General features: G+C 47.0%; 19 protein-coding genes. All 19 read left to right on the forward strand.

All coding sequences use genetic code 11. The annotated features are described in order from the left end of the window. The first annotated feature begins 1 nt into the window (after position 1). The 19 genes from ACXAD6_RS08555 (at position 2) to ACXAD6_RS08645 (ending at position 20,458) form a co-directional block, all read left to right on the forward strand. The gene (locus tag ACXAD6_RS08555; RefSeq protein ID WP_474968514.1) at positions 2–1,984 is read left to right on the forward strand and encodes a chemotaxis protein CheW; all 1,983 of its coding nucleotides are present in this window, start codon (positions 2–4) and stop codon (positions 1,982–1,984) included. Positions 1,985–1,998: 14 nt separating this feature from the next. After that, entirely contained in the window at positions 1,999–2,469 is a 471-nt protein-coding gene (locus tag ACXAD6_RS08560; protein ID WP_474968515.1) for a chemotaxis protein CheW, read from the forward strand. Next, positions 2,462–2,995, forward strand: coding sequence for a chemotaxis protein CheD (locus ACXAD6_RS08565; RefSeq protein ID WP_474968516.1), 534 nt, complete (start codon positions 2,462–2,464; stop codon positions 2,993–2,995). The genes ACXAD6_RS08560 and ACXAD6_RS08565 overlap by 8 nt, the downstream gene beginning before the upstream one ends. A gap of 59 nt (positions 2,996–3,054) precedes the next feature. Further along, a complete protein-coding gene (locus ACXAD6_RS08570) occupies positions 3,055–3,825 on the forward strand; it encodes a FliA/WhiG family RNA polymerase sigma factor (RefSeq protein WP_027954230.1) in 771 nt (256 codons plus the stop codon). Positions 3,826–3,922: 97 nt separating this feature from the next. Next, entirely contained in the window at positions 3,923–4,285 is a 363-nt protein-coding gene (locus ACXAD6_RS08575; protein ID WP_474968517.1) for a hypothetical protein, read from the forward strand. 166 nt (positions 4,286–4,451) lie between these two features. After that, a complete protein-coding gene (gene rpsB, locus ACXAD6_RS08580; protein WP_027954232.1) occupies positions 4,452–5,189 on the forward strand; it encodes a 30S ribosomal protein S2 in 738 nt (245 codons plus the stop codon). Between the two features lie 125 nt (positions 5,190–5,314). Next, a complete protein-coding gene (gene tsf, locus ACXAD6_RS08585; RefSeq protein WP_474968518.1) occupies positions 5,315–6,199 on the forward strand; it encodes a translation elongation factor Ts in 885 nt (294 codons plus the stop codon). 117 nt (positions 6,200–6,316) lie between these two features. Further along, the gene (gene pyrH / locus ACXAD6_RS08590) at positions 6,317–7,039 is read left to right on the forward strand and encodes a UMP kinase (protein ID WP_027954234.1); all 723 of its coding nucleotides are present in this window, start codon (positions 6,317–6,319) and stop codon (positions 7,037–7,039) included. Between the two features lie 3 nt (positions 7,040–7,042). Then, positions 7,043–7,600: a ribosome recycling factor gene (gene frr / locus ACXAD6_RS08595; RefSeq protein WP_027954235.1), complete on the forward strand. Its 558-nt coding sequence runs from the start codon at positions 7,043–7,045 to the stop codon at positions 7,598–7,600. A 154-nt stretch (positions 7,601–7,754) separates the two neighbouring features. Beyond that, positions 7,755–8,522 (forward strand): isoprenyl transferase, encoded by a 768-nt coding sequence (locus ACXAD6_RS08600; protein ID WP_474968519.1) that lies wholly within the window; start codon positions 7,755–7,757, stop codon positions 8,520–8,522. A gap of 15 nt (positions 8,523–8,537) precedes the next feature. Beyond that, a complete protein-coding gene (locus tag ACXAD6_RS08605; RefSeq protein ID WP_474968520.1) occupies positions 8,538–9,335 on the forward strand; it encodes a phosphatidate cytidylyltransferase in 798 nt (265 codons plus the stop codon). Positions 9,336–9,354: 19 nt separating this feature from the next. Next, the gene (gene dxr / locus ACXAD6_RS08610) at positions 9,355–10,500 is read left to right on the forward strand and encodes a 1-deoxy-D-xylulose-5-phosphate reductoisomerase (RefSeq protein WP_474968521.1); all 1,146 of its coding nucleotides are present in this window, start codon (positions 9,355–9,357) and stop codon (positions 10,498–10,500) included. Between the two features lie 16 nt (positions 10,501–10,516). Then, the gene (rseP, locus tag ACXAD6_RS08615; RefSeq protein WP_474968522.1) at positions 10,517–11,773 is read left to right on the forward strand and encodes an RIP metalloprotease RseP; all 1,257 of its coding nucleotides are present in this window, start codon (positions 10,517–10,519) and stop codon (positions 11,771–11,773) included. An 87-nt stretch (positions 11,774–11,860) separates the two neighbouring features. Then, positions 11,861–13,564 carry a proline--tRNA ligase gene (locus ACXAD6_RS08620; protein ID WP_474970389.1) on the forward strand — a complete coding sequence of 568 codons (1,704 nt, stop codon included), beginning with the start codon at positions 11,861–11,863 and terminating at the stop codon, positions 13,562–13,564. A gap of 92 nt (positions 13,565–13,656) precedes the next feature. Then, positions 13,657–17,949 (forward strand): PolC-type DNA polymerase III, encoded by a 4,293-nt coding sequence (locus tag ACXAD6_RS08625; RefSeq protein ID WP_474968523.1) that lies wholly within the window; start codon positions 13,657–13,659, stop codon positions 17,947–17,949. A 320-nt stretch (positions 17,950–18,269) separates the two neighbouring features. Further along, complete coding sequence (rimP, locus tag ACXAD6_RS08630) at positions 18,270–18,743, forward strand: ribosome maturation factor RimP (protein WP_027954242.1); 474 nt, start codon at positions 18,270–18,272, stop codon at positions 18,741–18,743. 13 nt (positions 18,744–18,756) lie between these two features. Then, complete coding sequence (nusA, locus tag ACXAD6_RS08635) at positions 18,757–19,857, forward strand: transcription termination factor NusA (protein WP_474968524.1); 1,101 nt, start codon at positions 18,757–18,759, stop codon at positions 19,855–19,857. A 14-nt stretch (positions 19,858–19,871) separates the two neighbouring features. Next, positions 19,872–20,147, forward strand: a complete 276-nt coding sequence (gene rnpM / locus ACXAD6_RS08640; RefSeq protein WP_474968525.1) for an RNase P modulator RnpM — start codon at positions 19,872–19,874, stop codon at positions 20,145–20,147. Continuing rightward, the gene (locus tag ACXAD6_RS08645) at positions 20,144–20,458 is read left to right on the forward strand and encodes a YlxQ family RNA-binding protein (RefSeq protein WP_027954245.1); all 315 of its coding nucleotides are present in this window, start codon (positions 20,144–20,146) and stop codon (positions 20,456–20,458) included. The genes rnpM and ACXAD6_RS08645 overlap by 4 nt, the downstream gene beginning before the upstream one ends. Positions 20,459–20,465 lie beyond the last annotated feature (7 nt).

Below are 20,465 nucleotides of genomic sequence, written 5' to 3' on the forward strand. Positions count from 1 at the left end.
AATGGAAATGAATCAGTATTTAGAAGTCTTTATTGATGAAAGTAAAGAACATCTCCAAGCCATCAATGATCATCTGCTTGTTTTAGAAAAGAACCCGCTGGATACTGCTGTCGTCCATGAGATTTTCCGTTCAGCCCATACCTTGAAAGGAATGGCGGCGACAATGGGATACCAGGATTTGTCGGACCTGACCCACAACATGGAGAATGTGCTGGATGCGGTCCGCAATGAACAGCTTCAAGTGAATGAAGGGGTGCTGGACACCGTCTTTGATGCGGTCGACGACCTGGAAGCAATGGTCCTTGATATTGCTGATGGCGGGACTGGAGAGCGGAATGTAGAAAACGTAGTCCGAAGACTTGAGGCGGTTGAAAAAGGTGGAGAGCAGCTGTTAAAAAGTCAAAATCCCATCGGTGTAATGCAGGAAACAGAGCTCCAGATCGATGCATTTACAAAGAACGTGATCCATATGGCAGAAGAGTCCGGGAATAAGGCGCTGAAGATTCACATACACCTCCGGGACGACTGCCTGTTAAAAGCTGCGAGAGTGTATATGATTTTTGAAGTTCTTGAACAAGCGGGAGAGGTCGTCGCTGCCTCTCCTTCTGTTGAAAAACTCGAAAATGAAGAATTTGAGCACAGCTTTACCGTCCTTTTCATTACAGAGGGGTCAGAAGATGACATCCAGGCAAAAATTGAAAAGGTGTCAGAGGTGGAGCACGTTTCTGTAGAGCTGTATAAGAAAGAGGAAACACAGGCGATGGAACAAATCCCGGTTCAGCCTGAACCAGAAACAAACAGCAAGGCAGCGAAAGAAGCGGGTAAACCATCCTCCAGCGGGCGTACGATCCGGGTGAACATTGACCGTTTGGATGCTCTTATGAACTTGTTTGAAGAACTTGTGATTGACCGGGGACGCTTGGAACAAATTTCTGCAGATCTTGCCCATCCGGAGCTTCAGGAAACGGTGGAGCATATGACGAGAATATCCAGCGATCTGCAGAGCATCATTTTGAACATGCGTATGGTCCCGGTAGACCAGGTGTTTAACCGATTCCCGCGTATGATCCGCCAGCTTTCAAAGGATTTACATAAACGTCTGGAATTAACCATAACGGGTGCGGACACAGAATTGGACCGCACCGTTATCGATGAGATCGGAGATCCCCTCGTCCATTTAATCAGGAATGCGGTGGATCACGGCATTGAGAGTCCTGACGAGCGTGAAGCCAAAGGGAAACCTGCGGCAGGAAAAATTGAATTAAAGGCTTATCACAGTGGCAATCATGTTTTCATCGAAATCAAGGATGACGGAGCAGGGATCAACCGTACGAAAGTGGTCGAGAAAGCCGTCAAAAATCAGGTCGTTACAAAAGAGCAGGCCGAAGCAATGTCTGATTCCCAAGTGTTTGATTTGATTATGGAAAGTGGATTTTCCACGGCTGACCAGATTTCGGATATTTCAGGGAGGGGTGTCGGCCTGGATGTTGTCAGGAACACCATCGAATCCCTTGGCGGGGCTATAACAATCGAATCGGAGTTTGGAGAAGGCAGCCGGTTTTCCATCCAGCTCCCTCTGACACTTTCCATCATCTCTGTCATGTTGGTCGAGGTGCAGAAAGAGAAATATGCCGTTCCGCTTTCTTCTATTATAGAGACCGCTATTGTGAAGAAAAAAGATCTGCTGCACGCCCATAACAAAAGGGTGATGGATTTCCGCGGCAGGGTCATTCCTCTTGTCTACTTGACAGAACTTCTGCAGGTGCCTGTGGAGCGGGAAGAAGATGATGAATATTCTGTTGTCATCGTCCGCAAAGGTGACAAAATGGCAGCTCTTGTCGTCCATTCATTTATTGGACAGCAGGAAGTAGTTTTGAAGTCTCTCGGTGACTATCTATCCGGAGCGTTTGCTATATCAGGCGCCACGATTCTGGGTGATGGTCAGGTGGCATTAATCCTGGACAGCAATGCGTTAATCAAATAAAAGGAGGGGTTTTCATGACAGAATATAAAGGGCACGCGCAGAAAGTCATCGTTTTTCAAATCCAGGACGAGGAATATACCCTCCCTGTCCAAACGGTGGGGTCGATTGAAAGAATGGTGCCGATCACCCGGGTACCGGGAGCCAGGCCTTTTGTAAAGGGAGTCATCAACTTAAGAGGGGTCGTCACTCCTGTGATCGATCTGCGGGAGAGGTTCGGCTTTGAACCGGCTCCGGAAACCGAACAGACGAGGATCATTACGGTCTCAATCGAAGATATGAACGTTGGTTTGGTGGTGGATGCTGCCAACGATGTTCTCGACCTCGAAGACGATCTGGTCGAGCCGCCTCCTGAAGTTGTCGGTACTGTGGAAGCCGCTTATATTCAAGGCGTGGCGAAAATGGAGGACCGGTTATTTATCCTTTTGAATCTGGAGAAAGTGCTGGACAAAGAAGACGTGTTGGAATTGGAAAAGATGTATGGATAATTCCTGGACCATTTCCGGACAATCCCGGGTGATACACGACCAAAAGAAGCGTATAAGAATCGGGATTGGCCAAATGGCTGCTGCAGGAACGGATGCCTTACTCACCACAACTGGACTTGGATCCTGTGTTGGAGTGGTACTGTACAACGGGAACGGCATGGCCGGCATGATCCATATCATGCTGCCGGAGGCACAAACGACTCTCCATGGTCGTGTTAACCGGTGGAAGTATGCAGATACGGCTGTTGATGCTCTTGTTGATTCTCTCATCAACAAAGGGTGCAGACCCGGGAGCTTAAAAGCGAAGATCGCGGGAGGGGCTCATATGTTTTCGGTGAAAGATCAGAGTTCAAGGATTCGTATAGGAGAGCGGAATGTGAGTGCGGTGAAAAGCCGCCTTGCGGATCACTTTATCCCGATCATTGCGGAGGATACAGGGGGACGGACCGGAAGATCCATCCTGTTTAATGTGGAAACCAGTGAAATGAACATAAAAAAGGCCGGCGTCGGTGAGCTTCTATTATGAGAGGGCGCGTGCGGGTCTATGAAAAATTGAAAAAATGAAAAAATGCGGGGAGGATGAAAATGGCAGGTGGTTTATCTCCTCAGGAACAACAATGGTGGAATTTATGGACGAACGAAAGAGACGGTGAGGCGGCCAACCAGCTTGTCCAGCTTTACGATTATCTGGTAAATTATCACGTCCATCGGATTACAGCACATTTACCGAAAAATGTGAGCAAAGACGATGTAAGAAGTCTCGGAATGCTTGGTCTATATGATGCTTTGAAAAAGTTTGACCGGTCCCGGGACTTGAAATTCGATACGTACGCTTCCTTCCGCATCCGCGGTTCGATTATTGATGGTTTGAGGAAGGAAGACTGGCTGCCGCGTTCGGTGAGGGATCGGACTAAAAAGATTGAACAGGTGACAGAGGAGCTTGAGCAGAAGCTGCAGCGTCCAGTCACGTCCAAAGAAGTGGCAGAAGCCGTCGGAATATCCGCCCAGGAAGTAGAAGCGGCTGTCAAGGACTCCTTGTTTGCCAATGTCCTTTCTATGGAAGAGAAACCGAAAGACGGGGGCGAAGATCATAAGGAAGGCATCGGATACTCGATTCCCGATGAGGAAACCGGTTCTCCGGATTCCTCGCTCATCAAACAGGAAAACTATAAGGAACTGGCGGAGCAGATTGACCAGCTGAAGGAAAAAGAGAAGCTGGTGATCAGTCTTTTCTATAAAGAAGAGCTCACGCTTACGGAAATCGGCCACGTTTTGAATTTAACGACGTCCCGGATTTCACAGATCCATGCCAAGGCGATTTATAAACTAAAGCAGTCCCTCCAGAATGTGATGTAGCTGGGCAGAGGATGAGAAAGAAAGGATGTGACTCTCCTTGACATCATTTTTATTAGTGATCAGTTTTCTCATTGACGGATTAATATTATTCGGCCTTATGATAATGATGAAAAAAATCCGCCGGACAGAAGAACTGGAGCTTCGACAGGAAAAGGTCGCTGCGGAGATCGAAGACTTATTTTCCTCTTACCTGTATGAAATCAAGGAGGAAAACAGACGGATGGAAGCATGGGCATCTTCAGGCACCGGTTCAATGGAAGGGACCATGTGCCCTGTAAATGAAACGAAGGCCGGCGTGTACGAGCCTCCCCTCCCGGATGAAGGAGCAGGAGTGGAGCAGCCCTCCATTCATTCTATGGTCATGAATATGAAGAAGGATGGGTGGTCTGTGGAAGAAACAGCGAAGGCATTGAACAGAGGTAAAACAGAGGTGGAACTGATGTATAAGTTTAATCAGTAAAAATACTGAAAAAACTTGAACCATCCATACCTTTATGGTATATTTACTGACGGTGTCAATACACACGCCTTTGGATCTGCTTGTGAGGTTGCTCCGATACGGAGTTCACAGGAAGGAAATGAAAAGGGCGGAGGATACTAAAAAAACCAAAACAGGAGGAACAAACATGTCTGTAATTTCTATGAAACAGCTTCTAGAAGCTGGTGTTCACTTTGGACACCAAACACGCCGCTGGAACCCGAAGATGAAGAAATACATCTTCACGGAGCGTAACGGCATTTATATCATTGACCTTCAGAAAACCGTGAAGAAGGTTGATGAAGCATTCAACTATGTGAAAGAGGTCGCTGCTGACGGCGGTAACGTTCTTTTCGTAGGTACGAAAAAACAAGCACAGGATACTGTACGTGATGAAGCTACCCGCTGTGGTATGTACTACATCAACCAACGCTGGTTGGGCGGTACCCTTACAAACTTTGAAACCATCCGCAAACGTATTAACCGTTTGAAAGATATCGAGCGTATGGAAGAAGACGGTACTTTCGATGTACTTCCTAAAAAAGAAGTCGTTGACATGCTTAAAGAAAAAGATCGTCTTGTTAAATTCCTTGGCGGTATTAAAGAAATGAAGAGTCTTCCTGATGCAATGTTCGTCATCGATCCTCGTAAAGAGCGCATCGCGATTGCTGAAGCTCATAAATTGAATATCCCAGTTGTAGGTATCGTTGATACGAACTGTGACCCTGACGAAATCGATTATGTCATCCCTGCAAACGATGACGCAATCCGTGCTGTCAAACTGCTTACTTCCAAGATGGCTGACGCTGTCCTTGAAGCGAAGCAGGGGGAAGAAACAGAAACAACTGAAGAAACTGAAGCTGCTGTAGAAGCTGCTCAGGAGTAAGAAGGGTCTAAAGGTGATAAGGGGGTATACCTTTATCACCTTTTTTCAAGAATTCCTTTTATTCAACCAGTTCCGGTACAAGGCCGGACTGTTTAACCTTGTACATTAAAAAGGAGGCTTTCACAATGGCTGTAAATGCTAAGATGGTAAAAGAACTACGTGAAAAAACAGGTGCTGGAATGATGGATTGTAAGAAAGCACTGACTGAAACTGATGGTGACATGGATAAAGCGATCGAATGGCTTCGTGAGAAAGGGATTTCCAAAGCGGCTAAGAAAGCAGACCGTATCGCAGCAGAAGGTTCTGCAGCAATTGAAGTCTCCGGAAACACGGCTGTTCTTTTCGAAGTAAACTGTGAAACAGACTTCGTTACGAAAAACGACCAGTTCAAGGAACTTCTTAAAGATCTTGGGCAGCACCTTGTTTCCCAGAAACCTGCCTCTGTAGAAGAAGCTCTTGAACAGAAGCTTCATGGAGAAGGCGAAACACTAAGCACATACATTACAGAGCGCGTAGCGAAAATCGGAGAGAAAATCTCCCTCCGCCGTTTCTCTATCAAAGAGAAAACAGACAACGACGCATTTGGTGCCTACATCCACATGGGCGGCAGCATCGGCGTATTGACTGTTCTTGAAGGTTCTACAGATGAAGCTGCTGCTAAGGACGTTGCTATGCACGTAGCTGCTGTTAACCCTCGTTATGTTTCCCGTGATGAAATTCCTCAGGAGGAAGCAGAGAAAGAGCGTGAACTTCTTAAAACACAGGCCTTGAACGAAGGCAAGCCTGAAAACATCGTTGAAAAAATGGTGGAAGGCCGTTTGAACAAGTTCTTCGAAGAAATCTGCCTGCTTGACCAGAGCTTCGTTAAAGATCCGGACCAGAAAGTGAAGCAGTATGTTGCTTCCACAGGCGGCCAGATCACGAACTTCGATCGTTTCGAAGTCGGCGAAGGTATGGAAAAACGTGAAGAAAACTTCGCAGACGAAGTCATGAGCCAAGTTAAAAAATAATGATGGTGAAAATAGGGGACACTGCAGGTGTTCCCTATTTTCAAAAAGGCTACATACATGATATACATGCTATGAGCAGCCATGTTCGACTTTTAGAAAAACACACGGGAGGTAACTATGACTACTGCTCGCTATCGGAGAATTGTATTAAAATTAAGTGGAGAAGCCTTAAGTGGAGAAGCAGGATTCGGACTTGAGCCAAGCATCATAAAATCTGTGTCACGTCAGGTGAAGGAAGTAGCTGAACTGGGCGTGGAAGTAGCGGTTGTTGTCGGTGGCGGCAACATCTGGCGCGGCAAAGTCGGTGCTGAAATGGGCATGGACCGTGCAAATGCTGATTATATGGGAATGCTTGCTACAGTCATGAACTCACTGGCTCTTCAGGACAGCCTTGAAAACTTAGGGATCCCAACCCGTGTCCAAACTTCTATCGAAATGAGACAGGTGGCTGAACCTTATATCCGCCGTAAAGCCATCCGTCATTTAGAGAAAAAGCGTGTAGTTATTTTTGCTGCCGGAACAGGAAACCCGTATTTCTCAACAGATACGACAGCTGCCTTAAGAGCGGCTGAAGTTGAAGCGGATGTCATTCTTATGGCGAAAAACAACGTGGACGGCGTCTATACAGACGATCCGAAAACGAACGAAGATGCCGTGAAATATGATGAGCTATCCTACATGGATGTTTTAAATGAAGGGCTGGGCGTAATGGATTCAACGGCTTCTTCATTATGTATGGACAACGATATCGATTTACTGGTATTCTCGATTACGGAAGATGGTAATATTAAAAAAGCCGTTATGGGCGAAAACATTGGAACTATTGTGAGGGGGAAATAAATTATGTCTGAAGCTGTGATTAATGAGACGAAACAACAAATGGAACAAGCGGTGCAAGCTTATTCCCGTCAACTTGCCACGGTAAGAGCGGGTCGTGCGAACCCTTCCATCCTTGACAACGTATATGTGGATTACTACGGTGCAGCTACACCGTTGAACCAACTGGCGCAGGTATCAGCACCTGAACCACGTCTGCTTGTTATTACTCCATATGACAAAACAGCCATTGCAGAGATTGAAAAAGCGATCCTTAAGGCAGACCTTGGTCTTTCTCCATCCAGTGATGGGAATGTTGTACGTATCAACATTCCGGCACTTACGGAGGAACGTCGTAAGGACCTTGCAAAAGTTGTAGGAAAGTATTCGGAGGAAGCGAAAGTACAGGTTCGTAACATCCGCCGCGATTCCAACGACCGTTTGAAGAAGCTTGAAAAAGACGGGGAATTGACAGAAGACGATCTTCGCTCCTATCAGGACGATGTGCAGAAGCTCACGGACCAGAATGTAGAGAAGATTGATCAACTGGCTAAAACAAAAGAAGAAGAAATCATGGAAGTTTGATTTTTCTCTAACCTCATATGCCATAAAGTGGTAAAGCCGCGCTGTAGATGTTTGGCAGCGCGGTTTTCTTTTTTTCACCAGCTGTGGGTCTCGGCATATACGTTCATTTTAGTATATAATAGAAAGATGGAAGAAACGGACTGGAGGATTAACGATGCCAATCAAGTTTCCATTCGCAAAAACAAAAAAACAAGCAGAAACACAGTCGTTCGGCCTTGATCATACTCATCTGCCGAAGCACGTGGCCATCATTATGGACGGAAACGGCCGCTGGGCTAAAAATAGAGGAATGCCGCGGATTGCGGGTCATAAAGAAGGCATGGGTGTTGTCAAAAGGATTGTCAGCTATGCTTCTGACCTCGGTGTTCAGGTTTTGACGCTGTATGCTTTCTCCACAGAGAACTGGAAACGACCGAAGAATGAAGTGGAGTTCCTCATGAAGCTTCCTGTAGATTTTCTGAATACATATCTGCCTGAATTGATTGAGAAAAATGTCCAGGTCCGTACCATTGGTGATTTTGATGTTCTGCCTCCACACACGAAAAATGCCGTCCAGGAGGCCATTCAAAGAACGAAAGACAACGATGGACTTGTACTGAATTTTGCCTTGAATTACGGCAGCCGTTTTGAAATGGTGCACGCCGTCAGGCAGATCGCAGAAAAAGTGAAAGAGGGCGGTCTCGATCCATCAGATATCAGTGAAGAAATGTTTTCATCAGAGCTGTATACGTCTGAGCTGATTGAGCCGGATCTTCTCATCCGCACAAGCGGGGAGCAGCGCTTAAGCAATTTCCTGTTATGGCAGCTGGCCTATGCAGAATTTTGGTTTACAGAGGTGTATTGGCCTGACTTTAATGAAAGCCATTTCGAAAAAGCTCTTTATGATTTTCAAAATCGCAAACGTCGGTTTGGCGGAGTATAAGGTGTGAATGAAGGAATGAAACAACGAACAATTACTGCTGTCGTAGCAGCACTTATTTTTATCCCGATCGTCCTCCTGGGAGGATGGCCGTTTAAAGCTTTTGTCTATTTCATAGCCAGTATCGCTCTCCTCGAGCTGATACGCATGAAGAAAATCGCCCGGTATTCGGTCGCGGCAGGTCTTGGTCTTGTCTTGATGTGGGCGCTCATGTTCCCGTATGGGGTCTTCGACAATGTGGTGGACTCCGATGACCTTATAACGAAATCGGAAATCACTCTGCTGGCCGTCCTCGTCCTGCTGAGTTATACCGTGCTTGTGAAGAACCGGTTCACCTTTGATGATGCAGGCTTCCTGCTGCTCTCATCCATTTATATTGGAATGGGCTTCAACTACTTAATCGAGACAAGGGAAGCGGATTTAACGTACATTCTGTTCGCTTTATTCATCGTATGGGCGACGGATACAGGCGCCTATTTATTTGGAAGATCGTTCGGGAAACGTAAACTGTGGCCGCAGATCAGCCCTAAGAAAACGATTGAAGGCTCTGTCGGGGGCGTGGCACTTGCCTGTGTCGTTGCATTTATTTTTCATCTGATCCAACCCCTGGAGCATTCCTTGATTGTCGTTCTCCTCGTAACTGTGCTCATATCGATTGCAGGTCAGATTGGAGATCTGGTTGAATCGGCATTCAAGAGGCATTATGCAGTGAAGGACTCCGGTAAGATCCTTCCCGGGCACGGTGGTGTTCTTGACCGGTTTGACAGTTTAATATTTATTCTGCCGATTCTGCATTTGATCAACTTTATTCAGTAATCGAGAAGGGATGGGGAATATGAAACACATTTCATTATTAGGAGCGACAGGCTCGATCGGAATACAAACCCTGGATGTCATCAGACTCCACCCTGAACAGTTTTCGCTGTACAGTATGGCATTCGGCCGTAACGTTGAAAAAGCGGTCCCGCTTATACAGGAATTCAAACCAGCAGTCATCGTGGTGCAGGACGAGGATACGAAGCAGCGTTTGAGGAGGGAAATCGACCATTCCCGCATTTTAACCGGCGGAGAAGGTTTAATTGAGGCCGCTTCTGCCGATGATGTGGATGTCGTCGTCAACGCTGTGATGGGAAGTATCGGTCTGCCGGCCACTTTAAAAGCCATTCAGGCCCGTAAACAAATCGCCATCGCTAATAAAGAAACCCTCGTAACGGCGGGTCACCTCGTCATGGCAGAAGCCGAAAAATACGGGGTGGAACTGCTTCCAGTGGACAGCGAACATTCCGCGATCTTTCAGGCTTTAAATGGTGAGAACAGGAAAGAAATTGAAAAATTGATTATTACCGCTTCCGGCGGCAGCTTTCGTGATAAGACGAGAGATGAACTGAAAGGCGTGACGGTGGAAGATGCGCTGAACCACCCTAACTGGAGCATGGGGGCCAAAATCACGATTGACTCAGCTTCCATGATGAATAAGGGACTGGAAGTTATTGAAGCCCACTGGCTTTTTCAAGTGCCATATGAACAGATTCATGTTATTCTTCATAGGGAAAGCGTGATTCATTCCATGGTGGAGTACGTGGACAGGAATGTCATTGCCCAGCTGGGAACGCCTGACATGAAAGTACCCATCCAGTACGCCTTGACTTATCCGAACCGGATGGACCTTCCAATTACAGAGCATTTGAATTTAGAAGAAATTGCGACCTTGAATTTCGAGAAAATGGACATGGATCGTTTCCCATGCCTGCGTATGGCTTATGAAGCAGGCAGAGCAGGGGGATCGATGCCGGCCGTTTTGAACGCAGCGAATGAAGAAGCCGTTCAAATGTTTTTGGAAGGACGGATTTCCTTCCTGGAAATCGAATCATACATCGAAGAAGCGTTGGAAAGGCATGACAAGATTCATAACCCGGACTTGTCTACCATAATTTCTATTGATGAGGAAACAAGGAAGAGAGTCCGTTTCCATTTAAATTAAAAGGAAGGTGCTTCATTTGACTACAGTGATTGCATTTATACTCATGTTCGGATTATTGGTGTTCGTCCATGAGTGGGGGCATCTCATATTTGCCAAACGGGCAGGTATGCTGGCGCGGGAGTTTGCCATCGGCTTCGGGCCGAAAATATATCATTTTAAGAAAAATGAAACCTTGTATACGATCCGTCTGCTTCCCATCGGCGGCTATGTCCGTGTAGCCGGGGAAGACCCTGAACTTGTAGAATTGAAAGCCGGTCATCATATCGGCCTGGAATTCAATAACGACGGGAAAGTAAATCGGATCATTGTGAATAACAAATCCAAACATCCGGAAGCCCGTGTGATTGAAGTCGAAAAAGCGGATCTCGACCATCGGCTTGTTATTGAAGGTTATGAAGTGGATGAAGATGAAAAGCTGTTTTTTGAAGTCGATCCAAAAGCGATGTTTGTGATGGATGAAAATGAAACACAAATCGCTCCCTATAACCGCCAGTTTGCATCCAAAACTGTACCGCAGCGGGCGATGCAGCTCTTTGCCGGTCCCATGATGAATTTCGTCCTTGCGATTATCCTGTTTATGATTTTAGGTTTCATTCAAGGCGTGCCTTCAGATGAGGCCAAGCTTGGTGAAATTCAAAATGGTACACCAGCCCAGGAAGCTGGTCTGAAGGCCGGGGATGAAGTGACCGCTGTGGACGGCGAATCCGTCAGTACATGGGAGGAATTCACGGCTATCATCAGGGATCATCCTGGTGAAGAAGTTACATTAACGGTGGAACGGGAAGGATCCGTCCAGCAGATGAATGTGACCCCTGCATCCATAGAAGATCGTGATATGACGATCGGCCAGGTGGGTGTAGCGAGAGCGTTTGAGGAATCGTTTACTGAAAAACTAACGTTTGGCTTTACTCAGACGTATGAGTGGGCCGGATTGATCCTGACGAACCTTGGTAAACTTGTGACCGGTCAGTTTTCACTGGATATGCTTTCAGGTCCTGTCGGTATTTACGATGCTACGGACCAGGTCGTTCAGACAGGATTCACCAATTTCGTCATGTGGACAGCCATCTTGAGCATTAACCTCGGGATCGTCAACCTTCTTCCGCTTCCTGCCCTTGACGGGGGCCGCCTGATTTTTGTAGGGCTTGAGGGTGTCAGAGGGAAGCCGATCGATCCGCAGAAGGAAGGTCTCGTCCATTTCATTGGATTTGCTCTTCTGATGCTGCTCATGCTTGTCGTAACATGGAACGATATTCAACGCTTATTCCTATGATGAATCCTACAGCTGGAAGTCTCAAGGCAACAGGCGTTACCTGGACTTCCGGCTTTCTTTTATTAACATTGAATTGAGGTGTAGATGATGAGACAAAGTCATATGTTCATTCCTACTTTAAAAGAAAACCCAGCAGACGCAGACATTAAAAGTCATCAGCTTTTAGTCCGCGCCGGCTACATACGCCAGATTGCCTCGGGGATTTATAGTTTCCTTCCGATCGGGCAGCGTGTGCTGAGGAAAGTTGAAAATATTGTAAGAGAAGAAATGGAAAAGATCGGTGCTCACGAAATGGCTATGCCTGCCCTTGAACCTTCAGAACTATGGAAGGAAACCGGCCGCTGGTCTACGTTCGGCTCCGAGCTGATGCGCTTGAATGACCGTCACAACCGTGAGTTTGCTCTGGGAGCGACGCATGAAGAGGTGATTACAAGCCTTGTACGTCATGAAGTGAAAAGTTATAAGCAGCTTCCATTGACGGTTTTCCAAATACAGAATAAATTCCGTGATGAAGCACGTCCCCGTTTTGGCCTGCTCCGCGGCCGCGAATTTTTAATGAAGGATGCCTACTCCTTTAACGAATCGTATGAAAGCCTTGACGAAACATACGAGAAGATGTTCCAGGCCTACTCCAACGTGTTCTCCCGTCTGGGCTTGAATTTCCGTGCAGTCATCGCTGATTCCGGTGCGATGGGCGGAAAGGATACGCATGAATTCATGGTCCTTTCCGAAGTCGGGGAAGATGTAATCGCCTATTCAGACACTTCCCGTTATGCAGCCAATATAGAAATGGCACCTGTTACAGCTGTTTATGAAAAGTCTGCAGCAGCTCCCGTCGACATGGAGAAAGTCGAAACCCCGGGCTGTAAAACGATGCAGGAGGTTGCTGACTTCTTTGGGCACCAGCTTGAGGAAGGTTTAAAAGCCATCCTGTTCAAAGTAGACGAGCAGTTTGTTCTGGCTGTCACAAGAGGAGATCATGAAGTCAACGATGTGAAACTGAAAAACCTTTATGATGCCGGCGTCGTAGAACTTGCTTCAGCAGAGGATACGAAACGTCTGATGGGTGCAGGCTTCGGATCCCTCGGACCTGTAGGAGTGCCGGAAGAAGTGGATGTTGTGGCGGATACAGCTGTTGAAGCTCTTGTGAACGTCACCTGTGGGGCCAACGAGGACGGATACCACTATAAAAACGCGACACCAGAAAAAGATTTCCACGTATCCCGCTATGCAGATCTCCGCTTCATTCAAGAAGGAGATCCTTCTCCAGACGGGGAAGGGGTTATCCAATTCGCCCGAGGGATTGAGGTGGGTCATGTATTCAAACTTGGCGAATTCTATTCGCAGCGTATGAATGCAACTTTCCTCAATGACCAGGGGAAAGCGGAGACGATGATCATGGGATCTTACGGGATCGGTGTATCCCGGACACTCGCGGCTGTCGTAGAGCAGTATAACGATGACCGCGGCATCACGTGGCCGGCTAATGTGGCACCATTCCAGGTTCACCTTCTTTCCATGAATCCGAAGAAGGAAGAGCAGAAGGAGCTTGCAGATCAATTGTATGACCAGCTGCTTGAATCCGGCATCGAAGTTTTATATGATGATCGTAAAGAACGAGCCGGTGTTAAATTCGCCGACAGTGATCTATTCGGAATCCCGGTTCGTGTGACGGTTGGAAAGCAAGCCGGTGAAGGAATTGTGGAAGTGAAAGAACGAGCGACTGGAGAGCAGAAGGAACTTTCCGCTTCAGAAATCGCTGACTATATAAAAAACTGGTACAAAGCTTAATTGTTTCACAGAAAATACCCTTGCTTGGGATAAGATGAGCAAGGGTATTTCCATGAACGAGCTTAGTCCTTATGGTAAAGGGAGGAATCACGATGAGTGTGAACAGTCAGGAGAAGATGCACTATTTACTGGAACAGATCCAGTTTCCTCATAATCTGATTGAACCTCATTTTAAAGAAAGCCGGATGGAGAAGCTGGTCGTCTTCAAGGAAAAGAAAGCGTGGCATTTTCATTTTGCCATGCAAAGGCCGCTTCCACCTTCTGTTTATGAACTGTTCACAAGTAAATTGGTCCATGCCTTTCGTTCGATTGCTGAAGTAGACTGGACCATTGAAACAGCGGATAAAGAGCTGGCCGGTGAAGATATTGTAGAATACTGGCAGAACTTTATTAAGACGCTGACAAACCTGACTCCGGGATACAAAGATCTGCTGTTGGAACAGCAGCCTGAAGTTAACGGGAACAAGATTATGTTAACTTGCAGGAATTTAGCTGAGAGCCATGCCGTACAGAAAAAGCTGGAAGAGCCTCTTAAGCAGTATGCGCAGCGTGCAGGTCTCCCTGCATTTGTTTTATCCACACAGGTGAAACATGAAAAAGACGAGATCAAGAGGTTCCAGGAAGAACGGCAGAAAGAAGATAAAATCCTTGTCCAGCAGGCTGTGAAGGAACAGGAGGAGCGGGCGAAAGATAAGGACGACCAAAGGCCTAAAGGTCCGATTGAAATTGGTTATAAAATCCAGGATGATATCATCCCTATGGAAGAAATTCAGGAAGAAGAAAAACGGATCGCTGTCCAGGGGTATGTGTTTGATGCGGAAGTGAAGGAACTCCGCTCAGGCCGGCATCTTCTGCTGCTCAAGGTCACGGATTACACCGATTCGTTCTCCATCAAAATGTTCTCCCGCGGCGATGATCATGCTGACATGTTCAAGCTCGTCCAGGCGGGAATGTGGATCAAAGCCCGCGGCGGCGTACAAACGGACAGCTTTACCAACGAGCTGACGATGATGGCCAATGATATCAACGAAGTGAAGCCGAAGCTGCGTCAGGATGAGGCACCTGAAGGAAAGAAACGGATTGAACTGCATGCCCATACGACAATGAGTGCCATGGATGCCCCCGTGTCTCCATCCCGTCTGATTAAGCAGGCAGGGGACTGGGGACATGAAGCGATTGCCATCACCGATCACGCTGTCGTTCAAGCTTATCCTGATGCCCACAGTGCAGGGGAAAAGAATGGGGTTAAAATCCTATACGGTGTCGAAGCCAACCTGGTTGATGACGGAGTGCCGATTGCCTATGGGGAGCAGGACCGCGATTTGGAAGATGCCTCTTATGTTGTTTTTGACGTAGAGACGACAGGTTTATCTGCTGTTTACGATAAAATCATTGAACTGGCAGCTGTCCGTATTCAAGGAGGAGAGATTGTCGACCGCTTCGAATCCTTCGCGAATCCTCACCATCCCCTGTCCCAGACGACCATTGATTTGACAGGGATTACGGATGATATGGTGAAGGATGCACCGGAAATCGAAGAAGTGTTAAAGGATTTCCATACATGGACAGGGGATGACATTCTCGTTGCCCACAACGCAAGCTTTGATATGGGCTTCTTAAATGCCGGCTATCAGGCCATCGATCTTGGGAAAGCGGAAAACCCGGTCATCGATACGCTGGAGCTGGCCCGGTTCCTTGTGCCGGAACTTAAAAATCACCGGTTGAATACCCTTTGTAAGAAGTTCGATATCGAGCTTACCCAGCACCACCGGGCTATTTACGATGCTGAAGCAACCGGTTATCTTTTGTGGAAACTTCTAAAAAGGGCCGTGGAACGGGACATTACCAATCACCAGAATTTGAACGATTATATGGGGGAAGGGAAAGCTTATCAACGCTCAAGACCTTCCCATGCCACACTGCTTGCGACAAATAGTACCGGCTTGAAGAACATTTACCGCCTGGTTTCTGAAGCGCATGTGAATTATTTCTACCGTGTGCCGCGGATTCCAAGGTCGCTGCTTAAAAAGTATCGGGAAGGCATCCTTATCGGATCCGGCTGTGATAAAGGTGAGGTCTTTGAAACGATCATGCAGAAATCGGAAGAAGAAGCTGAAAAAGTGGCTGACTTCTACGATTACATTGAAATACAGCCGCCGGGGAACTATTATCACCTTGTCGAAAAAGATCTCGTTCAGACGGAAGCACAGATCCTTGATATTCTGAAGCGTCTCACCGCTCTTGGCGAACGGCTCGGCAAAACGGTCGTGGCTACAGGGAATACCCATTACCTTGAGCCTCATGAAAAGCAGTACCGTCAGATTCTCATATCGTCACAGAACGGAAATCCTTTAAACAGACAGACCCTTCCTGAGGTGCATTTTAAGACGACGAATGAAATGATCGATGAGCTTTCCTTCCTAGGAAAAGAAAAAGCTGAAGAACTCGTCGTAACGAATACGCATAAAATCAATGATATGATCGGGGAAGTTTCCCCTGTGAAAGATGATCTCTATACACCGAACATTGAAGGAGCGGATCAGGAAATCCGTGATATGTCCTACAATAAAGCGCGGAGCATCTATGGCGAATCCATCCCTCAGTTGATCGTGGATCGGTTGGAGAAGGAACTCGATAGTATCATTGGAAACGGCTTTGCGGTCATCTATTTGATCTCACAAAAGCTTGTGACCAAATCCCTTGAAGACGGATACCTTGTCGGTTCACGGGGGTCGGTCGGCTCGTCCTTTGTTGCGACAATGACAGAAATCACCGAGGTTAATCCGCTGCCGCCCCATTATGTCTGCCCATCGTGCCAGTACAACGAATTCTTTACGGATGGTTCCGTCGGTAGTGGGTTTGACCTGGATGAAAAAGACTGCCCGGAATGCGGGACATCTTTAAAGAAAGACGGCCAGGACATACCCTTTGAAACCTTCCTTGGGTTCAAAGGAGATAAAGTCCCGGATATTGACTTGAACTTCTCCGGTGAGTATCAGCCGCATGCGCACAATTATACGAAAGAGTTGTTTGGGGAAGATAACGTGTATCGTGCCGGAACGATTGGTACGATTGCTGAAAAGACCGCTTATGGCTATGTGAAGGGCTATGCCGGTGATCATCAGCTGCATTATAAGAACGCGGAGATAGACAGGCTTGTCCATGGATGCACAGGAGTCAAGCGGACGAGCGGCCAGCACCCTGGAGGCATCATTGTTGTGCCGGATGATATGGAGATTTACGACTTTTCCCCCATCCAGTACCCGGCAGATGATACAAAATCCGAATGGAGAACAACGCACTTTGATTTCCACTCCATTCACGATAACCTCCTCAAGCTGGATATACTTGGACACGATGATCCGACCGTTATCCGCATGCTTCAGGACTTAAGTGGAATCGACCAGAAGGAGATTCCTGTCGACGATCCAGAAGTTATGAAAATCTTCAGCGGACCTGAAGCTCTCGGAGTAACGGCGGACCAGATCCTGTGTAAAACCGGAACCCTCGGTGTGCCTGAATTTGGTACGCGTTTCGTAAGGCAGATGCTCGAGGATACAAAACCTAAAACCTTTGCCGAACTTGTCATCATTTCCGGTTTGTCACACGGAACGGACGTATGGCTTGGAAATGCGGAACAGCTGATCAATGACGGCATTTGTACACTTCCCGAGGTTATCGGCTGCCGTGATGATATTATGGTGTATTTAATGCATAAGGGCCTTGATCCATCTCTTGCCTTTAAAATCATGGAATTTGTAAGGAAGGGTCGCGGCCTGCAGGACGAATGGATTGAAGAAATGAAAAAGCACGGGGTCCCGGACTGGTATATTGATTCCTGTAAGAAAATCAAATACATGTTCCCGAAAGCCCACGCCGCTGCCTATGTCCTGATGGCCGTTCGGATCGCCTATTTCAAAGTCCATTACCCGATTTACTTTTATGCGGCCTATTTCACCGTCCGTGCCAGCGATTTCGAACTGGAAACGATGATGAAGGGATCCGAAGCGATCCGTACCCGTATGAATGAAATCCAGAGCAAAGGGTTTGATGCGACACCGAAGGAGAAAAGTTTGATGACCGTGCTGGAAATTTCTCTTGAGATGTGTGAGCGTGGGTTCAGCTTTAAAAATGTGGACCTGTACAATTCAAGTGCTACGGACTTTCTAGTGGAAGGCAGTCAGTTGATTCCACCATTCAATGCGGTTGACGGACTGGGTACTAACGCGGCCATCAACATTGTTCAGGCCCGTGGTGAAGGAGAATTCCTTTCCAAGCAGGATCTTAGAGAACGGAGCCGTATCTCGAAAACGGTTCTGGAGTATCTGGATAACTTCGGATGCCTGGAAGGAATGCCGGATGAAAACCAGCTCTCACTTTTTTAGGGGCGTGGTTTTCTCCATCATCTGGCCTCCGGTTGCAAACCATAGGCAGTTATGATATATTTTTTATGGTGAGAAGAGCGATAGGAACGCCGAAAGAGTGGGGGAACCCGCTCTTTTGTCATATTTCAGGCTCTTACTTTTGTGGAAACTTTTCAATGCAGCAGGGGTTTGTATGCCCGCGAAGAGAACCGCTATGATCCATGTCATAGCGGTTTCTCGTGGCCTCTGTAACTGGAAAGCACTGGTACTTAAATGAAATCAGCCCGACCATCTCATACTAAGGGGTACGAAACAATGAACAGGCCAAAGGAGGGAAAAGCATGAGCAATCATGTGACATCCGTAGCGGAACGTCTTGTCCAGCCAATCTTAAATGATATGAATTTGGAACTTGTCGACATCGAATACAAAAAAGAAGGACAGAACTGGTATCTGCGCGTCTTCATTGATAAGGAGGGCGGCGTTGATATTGAGGAATGCGGTCAAGTATCGGAGCAGCTGAGTGAGAAGCTGGATGATGAGGACCCTATTGATATCCCATATTTTTTAGAGGTTGCTTCTCCAGGAGCGGAACGCCCGTTGAAAACGGAAGCGGACTTTAAGAAGTATACCGGTCATTACGTTTATATGAAGCTGTATGAACCGATTGATGGGGAGAAGGAGTTTGAAGGGACGCTGAAGTCTTTCGAAAATTCCACAGCTGTCGTAGAAATCCGTATAAAAACAAGAAAAAAACAGCTGGAAGTTCCTTATGAAAAGATAGCCAAAGCAAACCTAGCTGTTACGTTTAATTAAGGGGGAGAAATCGTTGAGTAGTGAACTATTTGATGCCATGGATTATCTGGAAAAGGAAAAAGGCATCGACAAGAATCTGTTATTGGAAGCGCTGGAAGCAGCACTTATCTCTGCTTATAAGAAAAACTTTAATTCCGCAACCAATGTTCGTGTGGATATTAATGAACAGGAAAGTACAATGAAGGTACTTGCGAGGAAAGAAATCGTAGAAGAAGTGATGGATCCACAACAGGAAATTTCCCTTGAGGAAGCCAACGGGATCGATCCAAACTACGATATTGAAGACGTCATCGAAGTGGAAGTAACACCGATGGACTTCGGCCGGATCGCAGCCCAGGCGGCCAAGCAGGTGGTAACCCAGCGTGTCCGTGAAGCAGAGCGGGGCATTATTTACGGGGAGTACGTGGATCGTGAAGAAGATGTGATGACAGGAATCATCCAGCGAAAAGATCCTCGTTTTGTTTATGTAAACCTTGGTAAAATTGAAGCACGCCTTCCTGAAGGTGAGCAGATGCCTACAGAAACCTATGAGGTTCACGATCGTTTGAAAGTATTTGTGACGAAAGTGGAAAACAGCAACAAAGGACCTCATATATACGTGTCCAGAACGCATCCGGGTCTGCTGAAGCGTTTGTTTGAAATGGAAGTACCTGAGATTTATGATGGCACTGTGGAAGTCATGAGTGTTGCCCGTGAAGCGGGGGACCGTTCCAAGATCTCTGTGTACGCCCAAGATCAGGATATTGATCCGGTGGGCTCCTGCGTAGGGCAGCGCGGGCAGCGTGTCCAAACCATCGTAAACGAATTGAAAGGTGAAAAGATTGATATTGTCCAGTGGTCTGAGGATCCTGTTGAATATGTTTCCAATGCGCTGAGCCCTTCCAAAGTCGTGGAAGTTCTTGTCGACGAGGAAGATAAAGCGACAACCGTCATCGTTCCTGATTACCAGCTTTCCCTGGCTATCGGAAAACGTGGCCAGAATGCCCGTCTGGCAGCAAAGCTGACAGGGTGGAAAATTGATATCAAGAGCGAAAGCGAAGCACGTGAACAAGGTCTTCTTTCTGAAACAGCAGAAGAAAGTGACGACTTTGATGAAGATCTTTTAGAGGATTAAGGAGGGGGAAGACAATGACCCGTTCCAAAAAACAGCCGCTTCGGAAATGTGTCGTCACTCAGGAGATGCTACCGAAGCAGCAGTTAATCCGAGTCGTCCGTAATAAAGACGGAGAGGTATTTGTGGACGACACTGGAAAAATGAATGGCCGTGGGGCCTATGTAACTAAAAGTCTGGATGTTATTGAGCAGGCAGAAAAACAACAGCTGCTGAACCGCCATCTGAAAGCTTCCGTAAGTAAGGAAGTTTATGAGGATCTTAAATCCAAAGTGCAGGCGGATCCATCATGAGTGGAAGTTACTTGAACCTGATCGGTCTTGCCGTCCGTGCGGGGAAATGCACGTTTGGAGAAGAATCCATCGTTAAGGATATCCGCAAGCGGAAAGCCAAGCTGGTTCTGATTGCCAATGACACTGGAAAACAAACAAAGAAAAAGCTGACAGATAAATGCAGCTTTTATCAAGTACCCTGCTACGAGGTGGATGACAGAGAAGTTCTGTCACAGGCCGTCGGTAAAGCGGGGAGAGTCGCGATCGCAGTTCTGGATCAAGGATTTGCGAAAAAGTTGCAATCGCTGCTCGATGAATCTATTCGGGGGTGAAAGATAT

This window comes from Halobacillus sp. ABH2_015, from assembly GCF_056158945.1.